The 15,199-nt window shown below is 55.4% G+C and carries 12 protein-coding genes and 1 tRNA gene; 12 read left to right on the top strand and 1 reads right to left on the bottom strand.

Annotation, left to right across the window (positions count from 1 at the left end; all coding sequences use genetic code 11):
- The first annotated feature begins 10 nt into the window (after positions 1–10).
- From LK04_RS18405 to LK04_RS18385, 5 genes are all read left to right on the top strand, one after another.
- Positions 11–772, top strand: coding sequence for an ABC transporter ATP-binding protein (locus tag LK04_RS18405; protein WP_039335015.1), 762 nt, complete (start codon positions 11–13; stop codon positions 770–772).
- Between the two features lie 11 nt (positions 773–783).
- Entirely contained in the window at positions 784–1,491 is a 708-nt protein-coding gene (locus LK04_RS18400) for an urea amidolyase associated protein UAAP1 (RefSeq protein ID WP_039335014.1), read from the top strand.
- Positions 1,491–2,126, top strand: a complete 636-nt coding sequence (locus LK04_RS18395) for an urea amidolyase associated protein UAAP2 (RefSeq protein ID WP_039335013.1) — start codon at positions 1,491–1,493, stop codon at positions 2,124–2,126. The genes LK04_RS18400 and LK04_RS18395 overlap by 1 nt, the downstream gene beginning before the upstream one ends.
- Positions 2,127–2,206: 80 nt before the next feature.
- Positions 2,207–5,806 carry an urea carboxylase gene (gene uca, locus LK04_RS18390; protein ID WP_039335011.1) on the top strand — a complete coding sequence of 1,200 codons (3,600 nt, stop codon included), beginning with the start codon at positions 2,207–2,209 and terminating at the stop codon, positions 5,804–5,806.
- 184 nt (positions 5,807–5,990) lie between these two features.
- On the top strand, positions 5,991–6,287 hold the full coding sequence (locus LK04_RS18385) for an HTH-type transcriptional regulator (RefSeq protein WP_039335009.1): 297 nt from the start codon (positions 5,991–5,993) through the stop codon (positions 6,285–6,287).
- Positions 6,288–6,332: 45 nt separating this feature from the next.
- Here the strand turns inward: LK04_RS18385 and LK04_RS18380 are convergent, their stop codons facing one another.
- Complete coding sequence (locus LK04_RS18380) at positions 6,333–6,926, bottom strand: HD domain-containing protein (RefSeq protein ID WP_039335007.1); 594 nt, start codon at positions 6,924–6,926, stop codon at positions 6,333–6,335.
- A 61-nt stretch (positions 6,927–6,987) separates the two neighbouring features.
- Here LK04_RS18380 and LK04_RS18375 point away from each other — a divergent pair, with 61 nt between their 5' ends.
- The 7 genes from LK04_RS18375 (at position 6,988) to dppC (ending at position 15,187) form a co-directional block, all read left to right on the top strand.
- Positions 6,988–7,452 (top strand): MarR family winged helix-turn-helix transcriptional regulator, encoded by a 465-nt coding sequence (locus tag LK04_RS18375; RefSeq protein WP_039335005.1) that lies wholly within the window; start codon positions 6,988–6,990, stop codon positions 7,450–7,452.
- A 97-nt stretch (positions 7,453–7,549) separates the two neighbouring features.
- Positions 7,550–7,978: an organic hydroperoxide resistance protein gene (locus LK04_RS18370; RefSeq protein ID WP_039335004.1), complete on the top strand. Its 429-nt coding sequence runs from the start codon at positions 7,550–7,552 to the stop codon at positions 7,976–7,978.
- 247 nt (positions 7,979–8,225) lie between these two features.
- Complete coding sequence (eptB, locus tag LK04_RS18365) at positions 8,226–9,917, top strand: kdo(2)-lipid A phosphoethanolamine 7''-transferase (RefSeq protein WP_039335003.1); 1,692 nt, start codon at positions 8,226–8,228, stop codon at positions 9,915–9,917.
- Between the two features lie 125 nt (positions 9,918–10,042).
- Positions 10,043–10,119 (top strand) — tRNA-Pro (locus tag LK04_RS18360).
- A gap of 1,203 nt (positions 10,120–11,322) precedes the next feature.
- Positions 11,323–12,933: a dipeptide ABC transporter periplasmic-binding protein DppA gene (gene dppA, locus LK04_RS18350; protein ID WP_039335000.1), complete on the top strand. Its 1,611-nt coding sequence runs from the start codon at positions 11,323–11,325 to the stop codon at positions 12,931–12,933.
- Between the two features lie 322 nt (positions 12,934–13,255).
- Positions 13,256–14,275, top strand: coding sequence for a dipeptide ABC transporter permease DppB (dppB, locus tag LK04_RS18345; protein ID WP_039334996.1), 1,020 nt, complete (start codon positions 13,256–13,258; stop codon positions 14,273–14,275).
- A 9-nt stretch (positions 14,276–14,284) separates the two neighbouring features.
- A complete protein-coding gene (gene dppC / locus LK04_RS18340) occupies positions 14,285–15,187 on the top strand; it encodes a dipeptide ABC transporter permease DppC (protein ID WP_058972841.1) in 903 nt (300 codons plus the stop codon).
- The last annotated feature ends 12 nt before the right edge of the window (positions 15,188–15,199 follow it).

Raw genomic sequence — 15,199 nt, 5'->3', positions numbered from 1 at the left:
GGGGCGAGCGATGCCATTACTGCAACTGAAAAATCTGCAAAAGCATTACGGCGATCAAGTGGTGCTGGAGCGACTCAATATCGACGTGGAAGAGGGCGAGTTTGTGGCCATTGTCGGTGCATCCGGCTGCGGCAAAACCACCTTTCTCAACATGTTGCTCGGCACCGAATCGCCGACCAAAGGGCAACTGCTGCTCGATGGCGAACCGATTCCGGACGAACCGGATGCCCAGCGTGGCGTGGTGTTTCAGCGTTACTCGGTCTTTCCCCATCTGACGGTGCTGGGCAACGTGATGCTGGCGGAAGAGTTCAGCACCGCACGCTGGCTGGGGCGCGTGTGGGGGAAGAAACGGCTGGAGATTCGCCAGCGAGCGCAGGCGATGCTGGCGCAGGTGGGGCTGGAACATGCGCAGAGCAAATATCCGCACCAACTCTCTGGCGGCATGCAGCAGCGCCTGGCACTGGCACAGGCACTGATGAAGCAACCGCGCATTCTGTTGCTCGACGAGCCGTTTGGCGCCCTCGACCCCGGCATTCGCAGCGAGATGCACCAGCTGATTACCCGCCTGTGGCAACAGCACAACCTGACCATTTTTATGATCACCCATGACCTGAAGGAGGGCTTCAGCCTGGCTTCGCGCCTGCTGGTGTTCGACAAACTGCGTCACGACCCGCATGCGCCAGAAGCCTGGGGCGCCACTATCACTTATGACCTGCCACTCGACCGCGATCAGCCTACGGCTGGCTTGCCGTCTGAGCCGCAGGTGGCTTAAAGGAGAGAAGCATGAATGCTTATCAAACGCTGTTACCGGCGGGTTCACACTGGTCACTGGTGATGCGCAGCGGCACTGCGCTGACGCTGACCGATATCGAAGGCGGTGCCAATGTGGGCCTGCTGTTTTATAACCCGGAAAATCTGCTGGAGCGCTACAACGCGCCCGACACGCTGAAGTGCCAACACACCTTCCGCCTGACGGCGGGGCACTGCCTCTACTCCGATATGGGGCGCATTTTTTGCGGCATCGAACAAGACAGTTTTGGCTGGCACGAAACGGTGTGCGGCACGCTGAACGCGCAGCAAACCGCCGCGCGCTTCGGCGTCAGTGATTATCAGGAAGCGCGCAATCTGCGCCATCAAAACGGTTACGACAGTTTCCTCACCGAACTGGCGAAGTATGGGTTGGGCCAGCGTGATATGGCAGCTTGCCTCAACCTGTTTGCCCAGGTGCGCGCCGATGATAACGGCACGTTGAAACTGGAGAAACAGGGCGCGCCGGGTGCCTCCGTGCGTCTGCGCTTTGCCATGGACACTTTAGTCATTCTGCACACCTGCCCCCATCCATTGAGTACGGCCAGCGACTATCCGCGCCAGCCGGTGCAGATCGAACTCGATGCCCAACGCGCGCCGCTGCCAGACATCTGCCTGCAACGCAGTGAAAACCAGCGCGGCCTGCGCAATAACACGCTGTATCAGCTGCAAGGAGAAGAGTGATGATCAATGAAAGTGTGCTCAACCTCGTCGATGCGCAATTCCAGCAGCAGGTCAATGCCGGGGATTACTGGTTACAGCGCATTGAAGCGGGCCAGACGTTGCGGATTACCGATCTGGAAGGCAATCAGGCGGCCGATACCCTGTTCTTTAATGCTGACGACACCGCCGAGCGCTACAGCATGAGCGATACGCTGCGTGGGCAGAAGAATGTGTTCCTCAGCGCCGGTAGCGTGCTGCGGTCCAATGCCGATCGCCCGATGCTGACTATCACCGCCGATACCTGTGGTCGCCATGATACGCTGGGCGGAGCCTGCTCCTGCGAGAGCAATACCGTGCGTTACGATCTGGAAAAACGGCATATGCACTCCTGTCGCGATAGCTGGATGCTGGCGGTGGCAGAGAATCCAGCATTCGGCCTGACGCGCCGCGACATCACCCACAACATCAACTTCTTTATGAATGTGCCGGTGACGAATGAAGGCGGATTGACCTTTGCCGACGGCATCTCGGCACCGGGCAAATATGTCGAGATGGTGGCGGAGATGAACATCCTGGTGCTGATCTCCAACTGCCCGCAGCTCAACAACCCTTGCAACGGTTACAACCCAACGCCCATTTTAGTCAGCGTGTGGTGATCCTTTGACGCAACGGGACGACCCGTTTTTAGCCGTCACGGTCCGCGCAGGACGACCTGCCGTAATAAGAGAGTTCACTCATGATTGATCGCGTATTGATTGCCAACCGTGGCGCGATTGCCGTGCGTATTATCCGTACCCTGCAAGCAATGAATATCCGGGCGATTGCGGTGTACGCCGAAGCCGATCGCCATGCCCGCCATGTGCGTCTGGCGGACGAAGCCTGGTCGTTGGGCGATGGGCAGGTACGAGACACTTACCTTAACCAAGACAAATTACTGGAGATTGCCGCACAAAGCGGCGCGCAGGCGGTGCATCCAGGTTACGGATTTCTCAGTGAAAACCCGGAGTTTGTCACCCGCTGTGTCGCGGCTGGCGTGCAGTTTCTCGGCCCGAGCGCTGAGCAGATGGCGGCATTTGGCCTCAAGCATCGCGCGCGTGCATTAGCGCAGGAAAACCAGGTGCCGTTGCTGCCGGGCAGTGGCCTGCTCACCTCGCTGGCAGAAGCGCAGGTGATGGCCAATGAGATTGGTTTCCCGGTGATGCTTAAAAGCACTGCGGGCGGGGGCGGTATTGGCATGCAGCGCTGTGATGATGCATCACAGCTGGAAGCGGCTTTTACCCGTGTGAAACGCCTGGCAGGCAATAATTTCGCCGATGATGGCGTGTTTTTAGAGAAATTTATCGCGCGCGCTCGCCACATTGAAGTGCAGATCTTTGGCGATGGCGCGGGCAACGTGATTGCCTTGGGCGAGCGTGACTGCTCGGCGCAGCGCCGTAATCAGAAAGTGATGGAGGAAACGCCGGCACCGGGATTGAGCGAAGCAGTGCGCGCCGAGTTACAGGCCACGGCGGTGCGGCTGGCGTGTGCTGTGAACTATCGCAGCGCGGGAACGGTAGAGTATGTCTATGACGATGCCAGCCAGCAGTTCTGGTTCCTTGAAGTGAATACCCGTTTGCAGGTTGAGCATGGCGTGACGGAAATGGTCTACGGCGTCGATTTGGTGCACTGGATGGTGGAGCTGGCGCAACAAACCTTGCCGCCTCTTGCCTCTCTTCAACCCGTGGCGCACGGCCACGCCATTCAGGTGCGGCTTTACGCCGAAGATCCTGCTAAGCAGTTTCAGCCGAGCGCCGGTTTACTCAGCCATGTGCAGTTCCCGGCCGAAATCGATCAGGCCACGCTGCGTATCGACAGCAGTGTCGAGAGCGGTATGGAGGTGTCGCCCTTCTACGATCCGATGCTGGCAAAAGTGATTGTGCACGCCGCCAATCGCGATCTGGCGCTCAATAGCCTGGCGCAGGCGCTGAATGCAACTGCGCTTTACGGTATCGAAACCAATTTGCTCTGGCTGCGCCATCTCTGCGCACTGCCGGAAGTGCAGCAAGGGCGTGTCATTACCGCCACGTTGGGCGGCGTCCAGTGGCAGCCCCCAACGCTGGACATTCTCAGCGGTGGCACCTTAACCACGGTGCAAGATGTGCCGGGGCGCGTGGGCTACTGGCACGTTGGCGTGCCACCTTCCGGTCCGTTCGACAGCCGATCATTCCAACTGGGCAACCGCCTGTTGGGGAATGATGCCCAAGCCGCCGGGCTGGAGATCACGCTGCATGGCCCGACCCTGCGTTTTAATCAGGCGTGCAGCTTTGTGCTTACCGGCGCGCCGATTGCCGCCGATTTGGATCAGCAATCGCTGGCGATGCACCAGATTATCCGTGCGCAAGCGGGGCAAACCCTGACGCTCGGTGAGGTCAGTGCGGGCAGCCGCAGTTATTTGTTGCTGGCGGGCGGGCTGGATACGCCGCATTACCTCGGTAGCCGCAGTACGTTTACGCTGGGTAAATTTGGTGGACACGCGGGACGCGCACTGCGTGCCGGTGACGTACTGCATCTGGCCTCGCCTAAGCTGTTGCCAGAGGCGACACTTCCTGCGTCTTTAGTGCCCGCGCTCAACGGGGAGTGGCAGCTGCGGGTGGTGTATGGCCCGCACGGTGCGCCGACCTTTTTCACCGATGAGGATATGGTGGAGTTTTTTGCTGCGGAGTGGCAGGTGCACTACAACTCCAGCCGCACCGGTATTCGTCTGATCGGCCCCAAACCCACCTGGGCGCGCAGCGATGGTGGCGAAGCGGGTATGCATCCCTCCAACATCCACGACAACGCCTATGCGTTCGGCACCGTGGATTTCACCGGTGACATGCCGGTGATCCTCGGCCCCGATGGCCCCTCGCTGGGTGGCTTTGTTTGCCCGGCCACGGTTGTCGAAGCCGACCTGTGGAAGCTGGGTCAGATGAAAGCCGGGGATCGTGTGCGCTTTCTGCCGATCGATCTGACTACCGCCGATCGTCTGGCGCAGGCGCAAGGTGAAGAGATCATCAAACTGCAATCAGCACCGCTTACAGTGAATGCTGCACTGCCCCTGATTGATCCCGTGTTGCACCATCATGCGGCATCGAATGGGCGTCCTTCGCTCAGCGTGCGTGCAGCGGGCGACCGTTTCCTGCTGGTGGAATATGGCGATCTGATGCTGGATATCGCACTGCGTTTTCGCGTGCACGCGTTGATGCAGTGGCTGGAAGCGCATCCACTGGCGGGTCAGCAAGAGTTAACCCCCGGCATCCGTTCACTGCAGGTGCATTACGATGCGCAGGCCTGCGCAAGAAGTGAGCTGTTGGCGCAAATATTGCACGCTGATCAGCGACTGGGCGACTTGTCTGATGCGGCCGTGCCGTCACGCACGGTGTGGTTGCCACTCAGCTGGGACGATGCCGCTTGCCGTGAAGCCATCACCCGTTATGACCAGTCGGTGCGCCCCAATGCGCCCTGGTGCCCCAGTAATATCGAATTTATCCGTCGCATCAATGGCCTTGAGAGTGTTGATGCGGTGAAAGAGATTGTGTTCAGCGCCGCTTATTTAGTGATGGGGCTGGGCGATGTCTATCTCGGTGCGCCGGTGGCGACGCCGCTCGATCCGCGCCATCGGTTGGTCACCACCAAGTACAATCCTGCTCGCACCTGGACAGCGGAAAACTCGGTGGGCATTGGCGGTGCATATCTGTGCGTGTACGGCATGGAAGGGCCGGGGGGCTACCAGTTTGTTGGCCGCACTATGCAGATGTGGAACCGCGATCGACAGACCGCAGCCTTTACCCAGCCGTGGTTGCTGCGATTCTTTGATCAAATCCGATTTTATCCGGTCAGCGCCGAGGAGTTACTGACGATCCGCGAACGCTTCCCGTGGGGGGATTACCCGCTGCGCGTGGAGGAGGGCGAATTCCGCCTCGCAGATTATCAGTCGATGCTGACGGAACAGGCCGCAGAGATTGAACACTTCCAGCAGCAGCGCCAGCAGGCATTCGACAGCGAACTGGCGCGCTGGCGTGCGGAAGGTCAGTTTACGTTTGACAGTCAGTTGCAGGAACAGAGTTCAGAAGAGATCGCGGTGCCTGCGGGTTGTCGCCCGGTAGAGAGCCAGGTGGCGGGTAGCGTGTGGCAATGGTTGGTTGACGAAGGCAGTGACATTAAAGCGGGAGCCACGGTAGGCATTCTCGAATCGATGAAGATGGAAATCCCGATCGTGGCGCCGGTGAGTGGAAAAATCCATACGCTGTATCGCCAGGCCGGGCAGCAAGTGCAGGCGGGTCAGTTACTTATGGTGATCGATCCCGCTGTGACATAAGTAAGAATAAAAAATAATCAGCAATCAGGCAGCAAAGCCGGGGATCTGACCCATACTAAGAGTCCCGGCTATTTGTTGCATCGTTTTGACATCTTTCGCAGTGTGCAACACGTCGGTTTCAGCGCCAACTGGCGCTTACCTCTCTACTTTCACGTGCTTCATAGTGAGTTTTAAGGAGTTCTCTATGGAAATAAAAGATCCAATGGTCGAGTTGCTTAGTAGCCTTGAGCAGATTGTTTTGACACGTGACGCGCAGCACGCCGTATCAGAAATCTCCCTCAATGAATTATCAGTTCCCGAGCCACAGCGTTTACGCGAAATGACCGGCATGCAGGTGGATGAGTTCGCCCGCGTGATGGGGGTGAGCGTTTCGTCAGTAAAAAGCTGGGAGGCGCAACGTACGCGCCCATCCGCTACGGCACGTAAATTGATGAAGTTGTTGCAAGCAAACCCGTATCTGGGGCGACAACTGCTGGATTAAGATCGATTATCGGTTCTCTGACCCGCCTGCACGGCGGGTTTTTTTTCAGCTCAATCCACCGTATTTCGCCGCCTGTTTCACAAACCAACTCTCCGGCACGCTGTGTGGCGGTTGCGCCAGTTGGCCGATTCCGTGCTGAATAATCTGCTCGGCCTGCTTCCACAGTTGTTTATCGCCTTCATTTAATAGCTGAATTTGAATCTGTTTTTCCACCAGATAGATGCGGGCAAAGTGGGGATCAAACTGCACGATGGCGCGGGTGTTATCAATGATGTCCGCCAGCTTGATGGTTTGCGCGTCGGGTGAGGCTTCCGCGGTATGACGAAAGTGCGCCAGTTTACGAGCGGCACGATTTTTCGCACTGGGTTGGGCGCTGTCTGTCAGCATATCGACCAGCTTTGCCACGCGCGGGCCAAAGTGACTTTCGATGTCCTGTAAGGTGCTGGGGGTGTCTTCTACCGTGTCATGCAGCCAGGCGGCGGCAATCATCTGTTCATCATCGGTGACGCTACGCACCAGTTCGACTACTGCGGCTGGATGCACAATATAGGGTTCATCGGTGTATTTGCGACGCTGTCCCGCAGCAGCATGTGCTTGCGTGGCATAACGGCGCGCTTGCTCTTCCAGTGAATCACGCATCTTTCACGCTCCGGAATAAAGTTGCTTGCAATTGTCTAGCGCGCTATCTATATTGAATCGCATGAACAGTAAACAAGATGACAAAAAAGTGAAGCAGATGCCACTCCAGGTTGATCAACACCTCTGTTTCGCCCTGTATTCGGCGAATCTCGCGATGCATAAAGTCTACCGTCAACTGTTGGCCGGGCTGGAGATTACCTATCCGCAATATTTGGTGATGTTGGTGTTGTGGAATCAAGATGACGTGACAGTATCGGAGATTGGCGAGCAGCTGTTCCTCGATTCCGCCACGCTGACGCCGTTGCTGAAACGTCTGGAGGCCGCCGGATTATTGCGCCGTCAGCGTTCGCGCCAGGATGAGCGTCAGGTGGTGGTGACGTTAACCGATGAAGGTCGTGCGCTGCGTGAGAAAGCGCAAACCATTCCCGAAGCGGTACAGTGCGCCACAGCCTGTGATAATGAAGCCATGACGGCGCTGAAAAACCAGCTGGATGATTTGCGCGATAATCTGAATCGCGCCAGATAAAAAGGGTGGATGCCGCTGCGGCGGCATTCTTTATATCAAGGTAAAAACTGCGCATTGATAAGTCGTGCGCGATTATATAGTGAATAGTGAGGTTATCATGTCTTTAGATAAAGTTGTTTATACCGCAAAAGCCAAAGCCACTGGTGGTCGTGATGGACGTGCGACATCCTCTGATAACGTGCTGGATGTGAAGCTGGGTGTGCCAAAAGAGATGGGCGGTGCAGGCGGCGAAGTGACCAACCCAGAGCAGCTGTTTGCGGCGGGTTATTCAGCCTGTTTCCTTGGTGCAATGAAGTTTGTCGCTGGCCGTGACAAGATCGCCATGCCAAAAGACGCGTGGATTGAAGGTGAAGTGGGTATTGGCCCAATCCCAACCGGCTTTGGTATCGAAGCCAAACTGAACATTCACCTGCCAGCGATGGATGCAGCAGAAGCGCAGAAGCTGGTAGATGCGGCACACATCGTTTGCCCGTATTCCAATGCGACACGCGGCAATATTGATGTGACGCTGAATATTATTAACTGATGCTGTGTGAAGGCTCCGAGAGGGGCCTTTTTCACCTTTAATGGGATCGAAATACAATTCGCTGGTCTAACCATTGGTTAAATGTTCTACTGCTGCGCTGCATGCGCCCTCAATGCCGTTCCGGTTCAGATTCGTCCCGTTCCTGCTCGTTGCTTGCGCTTTTCTCTCTCACGGACGAACTCTATTGACTTTAAATAGTCACATTTAAGGTTGGTTTATTGACACCGGGTCAGGAATTGAAAAATAGATGAATTATATTAAGAGTTTAACGCAGCAAAAGCTGTCGCTGCTGCTTGCGTTGTATCTCGGCATCTTGTTGAATTTGCCGATTTTTTATCGCCGTTTTGACGGCTTCTTAACGAAATCCACCCTTACTGATTGGCTGTCTGCTGGGGCAGAAGTGCTGGCCGCGGTGTTGCTGACCTTCTTCCTGATGCGGTTGTTGTCGCTCGGTGGAAAGTGGGCCTATCGCATTCTCGCCACCCTGTGCGTAGTGATTTCGGTCGCTGCTGCCTATTACATGACCTTCTTCAACGTGGTGATTGGCTACGGCATTGTCGCGTCGGTGATGACCACCGATGTCGATCTTTCAAAAGAAGTGATTGGCCTGCATTTTGTGGTGTGGATGGTGCTGGTGAGCGCCCTGCCGCTGCTGTTGATTTGGCGTAATAATCTGAGCCAGACACTGTTTGAGCAGTTAAAGACGCCAGGGCAGCGTTTGAAGCCGACCCTGGTGTTGCTGCTGAGCGTGGCACTGGTGTGGCTGCCGATTCGTTATTTCGACAAGCTGCAAAAGGTGAATGAAGAGATCACCAATATTGATTTGCCGAGCTACGGCGGTGTGGTGGCGCACTCTTATTTGCCTTCTAACTGGATTGCGGCGTTAGGTTTGTTTGCCTGGACCAAGGTCGATGAGGAGATGGATGGCGCGGAGTTGCTGGACCCGGCGAAGAAGTTTACTTACGTTGCGCCAGCAGGGCTTGATGATACCTATGTGGTGTTTGTGATTGGCGAGACCACGCGCTGGGATCATATGGGCCTGTTGGGTTATGACCGAGATACCACGCCGAAGCTGTCGAAAGAAAAGAATTTGGTGGCGTTCCGTGGTGAGTCTTGCGATACCGCAACCAAGCTGTCATTGCGCTGTATGTTTGTGCGCGAAGGCGGCACCATGGATAACCCAGGGCGCACGCTGAAAGAGCAGAATGTGTTTGCGGTGATGAAGGAGTTGGGCTTCACATCCGAGCTGTTCGCGATGCAGAGCGAAGTGTGGTTTTACGATAATGCCGATGTGAATAATTTCTCATTCCGCGAGCAAATCGGTTCAGAGAAGCGTAACCAGGGTAAAGCCGTCGATGACATGTTGTTGGTGCCGGAGTTGCAGGCTTCACTGGAGCGTTTCCCGAAAGGTAAGCATTTGGTGGTGTTGCATACTAAGGGTTCACATTACCTTTATTCACAGCGTTATCCGCGCAGTTTCGCCCGTTATCAGCCCGAGTGTATGGGCGTGGATGAGACCTGCAGTAAAGCGCAGTTGATTAACGCTTATGACAATTCGATTCTGTATGTCGATACTATGTTGGATAGCGTGCTCGATCAGTTGCGTGATAAGAAAGCCATCGTGTTTTATGCCGCCGATCACGGTGAGTCGATCAGCGAGAATATGCATTTGCACGGCACACCGCGTGAGATGGCCCCGCCAGAGCAGTTCCGTGTGCCGATGATGGTGTGGGCTTCCGATAAGTATTTGGCTGACCCGACCAATCGCAGTAACTTCGATCGTTTACAGGCCCAGCAGCGCGTGGGTAAGACCCATCGTCATGTGGAGTTGTTTGATACGATTTTAGGCTGTCTGGGCTACAGTTCGCCGGATGGCGGAATTAACCCAGCGAATAACTGGTGTCAGGCGCCTGCCGCGACCCCAGCTAAAACGCTGTAAGCTTTGCTGTGAAACCATTGAGCGGTGGGGTTTTTTGCCCCACTGCTTGCTTTTCAGGCGATCGGCTGGAAAAAATGGAAAAGGGATTGACGCTCTAAAGTGGGAGCAGTAATATTCGCCCCCATCGGCGAGTAGCGCAGCTTGGTAGCGCAACTGGTTTGGGACCAGTGGGTCGGAGGTTCGAATCCTCTCTCGCCGACCATATTTAAGAAACCTGCTTGTAAAAGCGGGTTTTTTTTCGTCTGTAGATCAGGCTGCTTACATTCAAAAACGTACCTGTCAGGATGAAATACGGGGCCACTCCGTAAAGACGCTGTCTCATCCCTGATCGCTCGGCACACGCCATCCCTGGCGTGTGACGCTTTACTCCGGACCCCGCATTCCCTCCTTTGCTCAACTCCGCTGCGTTGTGTTGGGCAGCGATATAGAAGCCATTCAAAAACGTACCTGTCAGGATGAAATACGGGGCCACTCCGTAAAGACGCTGTCTCGTCCCTGATCGCTCGGCACACGCCATCCCTGGCGTGTGACGCTTTACTCCGGACCCCGCATTCCCTCCTTTGCCCAACTCCCTGCGTGCTTTTAGAAAAGCGAAACTGCTGCCAATTAGCGATGGGAAGGGGGCTCGGTTAGCAAAGCGTCCGCCGCATGGACAAAATTGCCGGGAGCAATTTTGCACAACGCGAAGCGTTGCCCGCTTGCGGGTGAGCCCCATGGATGGGGCGAATACTCCGGCGGTAGAGGCTACAGGGATGTATTTACGCCGTCTTTGCGATCGAGCCCCCTTCTCTGAGCCATACGCAAAACTCAAAGCACTTAGGTTTAACAAAGGTTGATAATCTCCCTTTTCACATCAAAACTTCCAATTTCATGCTATTTATCCCTATCTCGATACTCAAGCCCTTATCCAATCGACCCTGCTCCCTTAATTCGCGACACATTCTTCTTATGACCGCTTTTTGCTTTTTGCTGATTTCTTATGCCATTAACCCAGCATATTTCGCTGCCTGAACGTCATAACGCACGGGGAATCGTTCAGATAATCGACATTTACCAACAAGTTTTGTGCGTTTTTTAGCGGTGATAATCACTGTCATCTGGCTACATAGCCAGATAATCACGCGGCATTGCGCGCTTTATCACCTTTTTTAATTTTGGCTCAGCGCGAGAAGGCTGTTTTTTATCGTTGCTTGCACTTACTCACACTCTGTGTAAATAACCCCACCTTGTATTGACCTTCTTTGCAACTGTTGACAAATTGATGCGTCAATAACATGCAGAGTAGGGCGATCCTGACAGCGTTCTTCTGTCGGAGAAAATAAACCACTCGCATGCTGCCCGAACCGCATAAAAAAATTCAGAGGTCGGGCGACGCACACAACATCACATCACAATGGAGCAAAACATGATCAACTCCCTGGCTAAATCCAGGATGCTGAAGGTCGGTCTTAGCCTGATTGCTATGACTGTTGCCGCGGGTGTCCAGGCGAAAACCCTCGTTTACTGTTCAGAAGGTTCGCCGGAAGGCTTCAACCCACAGCTCTTCACATCGGGTACCACTTACGATGCCAGCTCCGTACCGATCTACAACCGCCTGGTTGAGTTCAAAACCGGTACCACTGAGCTGCAGCCGGGCCTGGCAGAAAAATGGGACGTCAGCGCGGACGGTAAAACTTATACCTTCCACCTGCGTAAAGGCGTGAAGTGGCAAACCACCAAAGACTTCAAGCCAACCCGTGAATTCAACGCCGATGACGTCGTGTTCTCCTTCGAGCGCCAGCTCGACAAAAACAACAAATATCACGGTGTTTCTGGCGGCAGCTACGAATACTTCGAAGGCATGGACATGCCTAAGCTGATCGCCAAAATCGACAAAGTTGACGACTACACCGTACGCTTCACCCTGACCCGTCCTGAAGCGCCGTTCATTGCTGACCTTGGCATGGACTTCGCCTCAATCCTGTCTAAAGAGTATGCGGACAACATGCTCAAAGCCGGCACGCCAGAAAAACTGGACCTCAACCCAGTGGGCACCGGTCCGTTCGTGCTGCAGCAATACCAGAAAGACTCGCGCATTCTGTATAAAGCGAACCCAGACTTCTGGGGCACCAAGCCGAAGATTGATCGCCTGGTCTTCTCCATCACCCCGGATGCGTCTGTGCGTTACGCCAAACTGCAGAAAGGTGAGTGCCAGGTCATGCCGTATCCCAACCCGGCTGACATCGCCAGCATGAAAAAAGATGACAAAATCAACCTGATGGAACAGCCTGGTCTGAACGTCGGTTACCTGTCATTCAACACCGAGAAAAAACCGCTGGATAACGTCAAAGTGCGTCAGGCACTGACCATGGCGGTCAACAAACAAGCCATCATTGATGCGGTTTATCAGGGCGCTGGTCAGGCCGCGAAAAACCTGATCCCACCGACCATGTGGGGCTACAACGATGCTGTCAAAGACTACGCTTACGACCCTGCTAAAGCGAAAGAACTGCTGAAAGAAGCAGGCATGCCAGATGGCTTCTCCATCGACCTGTGGGCAATGCCGGTACAGCGTCCTTACAACCCGAACGCGCGCCGTATGGCCGAAATGGTTCAGGCTGACTGGGCGAAAATTGGCGTCAAAGCCAAAATCGTCACCTTCGAATGGGGCGAATACCTCAAGCGTGCTAAAGCCGGTGAACACCAGACCGTCATGATGGGCTGGACCGGTGATAATGGGGACCCAGATAACTTCTTCGCCACGCTGTTCAGCTGTGCAGCGGCGAAAGACGGTTCTAACTACTCTCGCTGGTGCTACAAGCCGTTTGAAGACCTGATTCAGCCTGCACGTGCTGAAGCCGATCACAACAAACGTATTGAACTGTACAAGCAGGCTCAGGTAGTGATGCATGACCAGGCGCCAGCGCTGATCATCGCTCACTCAACCGTCTATGAGCCAGTGAGTAAGAAAGTGACCGGTTATGTGGTTGATCCATTAGGCAAACATCACTTCGAAAACGTCGATATCCAGGAATAACCTTTCGGATTATCGCGGGTAGGGCCAGCGCTGCTGGCCCTCGGGCGGCCCCTTCGTCGCCCGAACTCCGCACTTTTTTTCCGGCTAAATTAATGCATACCCTAAATAATTCACTCTGCAGCAAGGCGGCGAATTGGTGAATCCTCAGGAGCTTACTCAAGTAAGTGACTGGGGTGAGCGAATGAAGCCAACGCAGTTGCAGCGTGAAGGTTGACGGGTATTTGAAGCGCTTCTTGCGTCGCGTCCGGCCATGCCGGCTGCGTGTTGTGAGCAATGTAGACCCTGGCGGCAACGCCACGGGAAAAGACTGAGAACCCGGCTTATGCTGCAATTCATACTCCGACGTCTGGGCCTTGTCATCCCAACGTTTATCGGTATTACCTTACTGACCTTTGCGTTTGTCCATTTGATCCCCGGTGACCCGGTGCTGATCATGGCGGGCGAGCGCGGTATCTCTCCTGAACGTCATGCCCAACTGATGGCCCAGTTTGGTCTCGACCAGCCGATGTGGAAACAGTACATCACCTACATCAATGGTGTGCTGCATGGCGATCTCGGTATCTCGCTGAAAAGCCGCATTCCAGTCTGGGATGAATTCGTTCCCCGTTTCAAAGCCACGCTGGAACTCGGTATCTGCGCCATGATCTTTGCCGTGGCCGTGGGGATTCCTGTGGGGGTTCTGGCGGCGGTGAAGCGCGGTTCCGTATTCGATCACACTGCGGTGGGTATCTCACTGACCGGTTACTCGATGCCGATTTTCTGGTGGGGCATCATGCTGATCATGCTGGTGTCGGTCCAATGGAACCTCACGCCGGTCTCTGGGCGTGTCAGTGACACCATCTTCCTTGATGATAGCCATCCTCTGACCGGATTCATGCTGATTGATACGCTGATCTGGGGCGAACCGGGTGACTTCAAAGATGCCGTGATGCACATGATTCTGCCGGCCATCGTACTCGGCACCATTCCTCTGGCGGTGATTGTGCGTATGACGCGATCCTCGATGCTGGAAGTGCTGGGTGAAGACTACATCCGCACCGCGCGCGCTAAAGGCTTAACGCGCATGCGCGTGATTGTGGTGCATGCACTGCGTAACGCCATGCTGCCGGTGGTCACCGTTATCGGTTTACAGGTTGGCACCTTATTGGCCGGTGCGATTCTGACCGAAACCATCTTCTCATGGCCGGGACTCGGTCGCTGGCTCATTGAAGCGCTGCAGCGCCGTGACTATCCGGTGGTGCAAGGTGGCGTGCTGCTGGTGGCGATTCTGATTATTGTGGTCAACCTGCTGGTTGATCTGCTGTACGGCGTGGTTAATCCGCGCATTCGACATAAGAAATAAGGGGGAATCATGTCTACTGTTGATCCCGCAAGCGTGACCGCTGCACCCAAGCCGATGACCCCCATTCAGGAATTCTGGCACTACTTCAAACGTAACAAAGGCGCGGTGATTGGCCTGGTTTACATCATTCTGATGCTGCTAATCGCGCTGTTCGCCAATGTGCTGGCGCCACACGCGCCTGCTGAACAGTTCCGCGATGCGCTGCTGCACCCGCCGGTGTGGCAGGAAGGCGGTAGCTGGAAATTTATTCTCGGCACCGATGACGTTGGCCGCGATGTCCTTTCGCGTCTGATGTTCGGTGCGCGCTTGTCTCTGCTGGTGGGTTGCCTGGTGGTGGTGCTGTCACTGGTGCTCGGGGTGATATTTGGCCTGATGGCCGGTTACCTCGGCGGAGTGGTGGATGCCGTGATCATGCGTCTGGTCGACATCATGCTGGCGCTGCCAAGCTTGCTGTTGGCACTGGTGCTGGTGGCGATCTTCGGCCCGTCGATTGTCAACGCCTCGCTGGCGATCACTTTCGTCGCCTTGCCGCACTATATCCGTCTGACCCGTGCTGCGGTGCTGGTGGAAGTCAACCGCGACTACGTCACCGCCTCTAGCGTGGCGGGGGCCGGTACCCTGCGCCAGATGTTCGTCAATATTCTGCCTAACTGCCTGGCACCGCTGATTGTGCAGGCGTCATTAGGTTTCTCCAATGCCATCCTCGATATGGCGGCGTTGGGCTTTCTCGGAATGGGGGCGCAGCCGCCAACACCAGAGTGGGGCACCATGCTCTCAGACGTGTTGCAGTATGCGCAAAGTGCCTGGTGGGTGGTGACGTTCCCTGGTGTCGTCATCCTGCTCACTGTACTGGCATTCAACCTCATGGGCGATGGTCTGCGTGACGCACTCGACCCGAAACTCAAGCAGTAAAGAGGCACCGAG

The sequence above is a fragment of the Pantoea vagans genome (assembly GCF_001506165.1).
Lineage (GTDB): Bacteria > Pseudomonadota > Gammaproteobacteria > Enterobacterales > Enterobacteriaceae > Pantoea > Pantoea vagans_C.
The sequence above is the reverse complement of the archived record's forward strand: the minus strand, read 5'-3'. Positions and strand labels throughout refer to the sequence as shown.

What these genes read in the sequence shown, in the direction of transcription:
- LK04_RS18405 (WP_039335015.1), top strand. Translation starts at nt 11, where the DNA reads ATGCCATTACTGCAACTGAAAAATCTGCAAAAGCATTACGGCGATCAA.
- LK04_RS18400 (WP_039335014.1), top strand. Translation starts at nt 784, where the DNA reads ATGAATGCTTATCAAACGCTGTTACCGGCGGGTTCACACTGGTCACTG.
- LK04_RS18395 (WP_039335013.1), top strand. Translation starts at nt 1,491, where the DNA reads ATGATCAATGAAAGTGTGCTCAACCTCGTCGATGCGCAATTCCAGCAG.
- uca (WP_039335011.1), top strand. Translation starts at nt 2,207, where the DNA reads ATGATTGATCGCGTATTGATTGCCAACCGTGGCGCGATTGCCGTGCGT.
- LK04_RS18385 (WP_039335009.1), top strand. Translation starts at nt 5,991, where the DNA reads ATGGAAATAAAAGATCCAATGGTCGAGTTGCTTAGTAGCCTTGAGCAG.
- LK04_RS18380 (WP_039335007.1), bottom strand. Translation starts at nt 6,926, where the DNA reads ATGCGTGATTCACTGGAAGAGCAAGCGCGCCGTTATGCCACGCAAGCA.
- LK04_RS18375 (WP_039335005.1), top strand. Translation starts at nt 6,988, where the DNA reads ATGAACAGTAAACAAGATGACAAAAAAGTGAAGCAGATGCCACTCCAG.
- LK04_RS18370 (WP_039335004.1), top strand. Translation starts at nt 7,550, where the DNA reads ATGTCTTTAGATAAAGTTGTTTATACCGCAAAAGCCAAAGCCACTGGT.
- eptB (WP_039335003.1), top strand. Translation starts at nt 8,226, where the DNA reads ATGAATTATATTAAGAGTTTAACGCAGCAAAAGCTGTCGCTGCTGCTT.
- dppA (WP_039335000.1), top strand. Translation starts at nt 11,323, where the DNA reads ATGATCAACTCCCTGGCTAAATCCAGGATGCTGAAGGTCGGTCTTAGC.
- dppB (WP_039334996.1), top strand. Translation starts at nt 13,256, where the DNA reads ATGCTGCAATTCATACTCCGACGTCTGGGCCTTGTCATCCCAACGTTT.
- dppC (WP_058972841.1), top strand. Translation starts at nt 14,285, where the DNA reads ATGTCTACTGTTGATCCCGCAAGCGTGACCGCTGCACCCAAGCCGATG.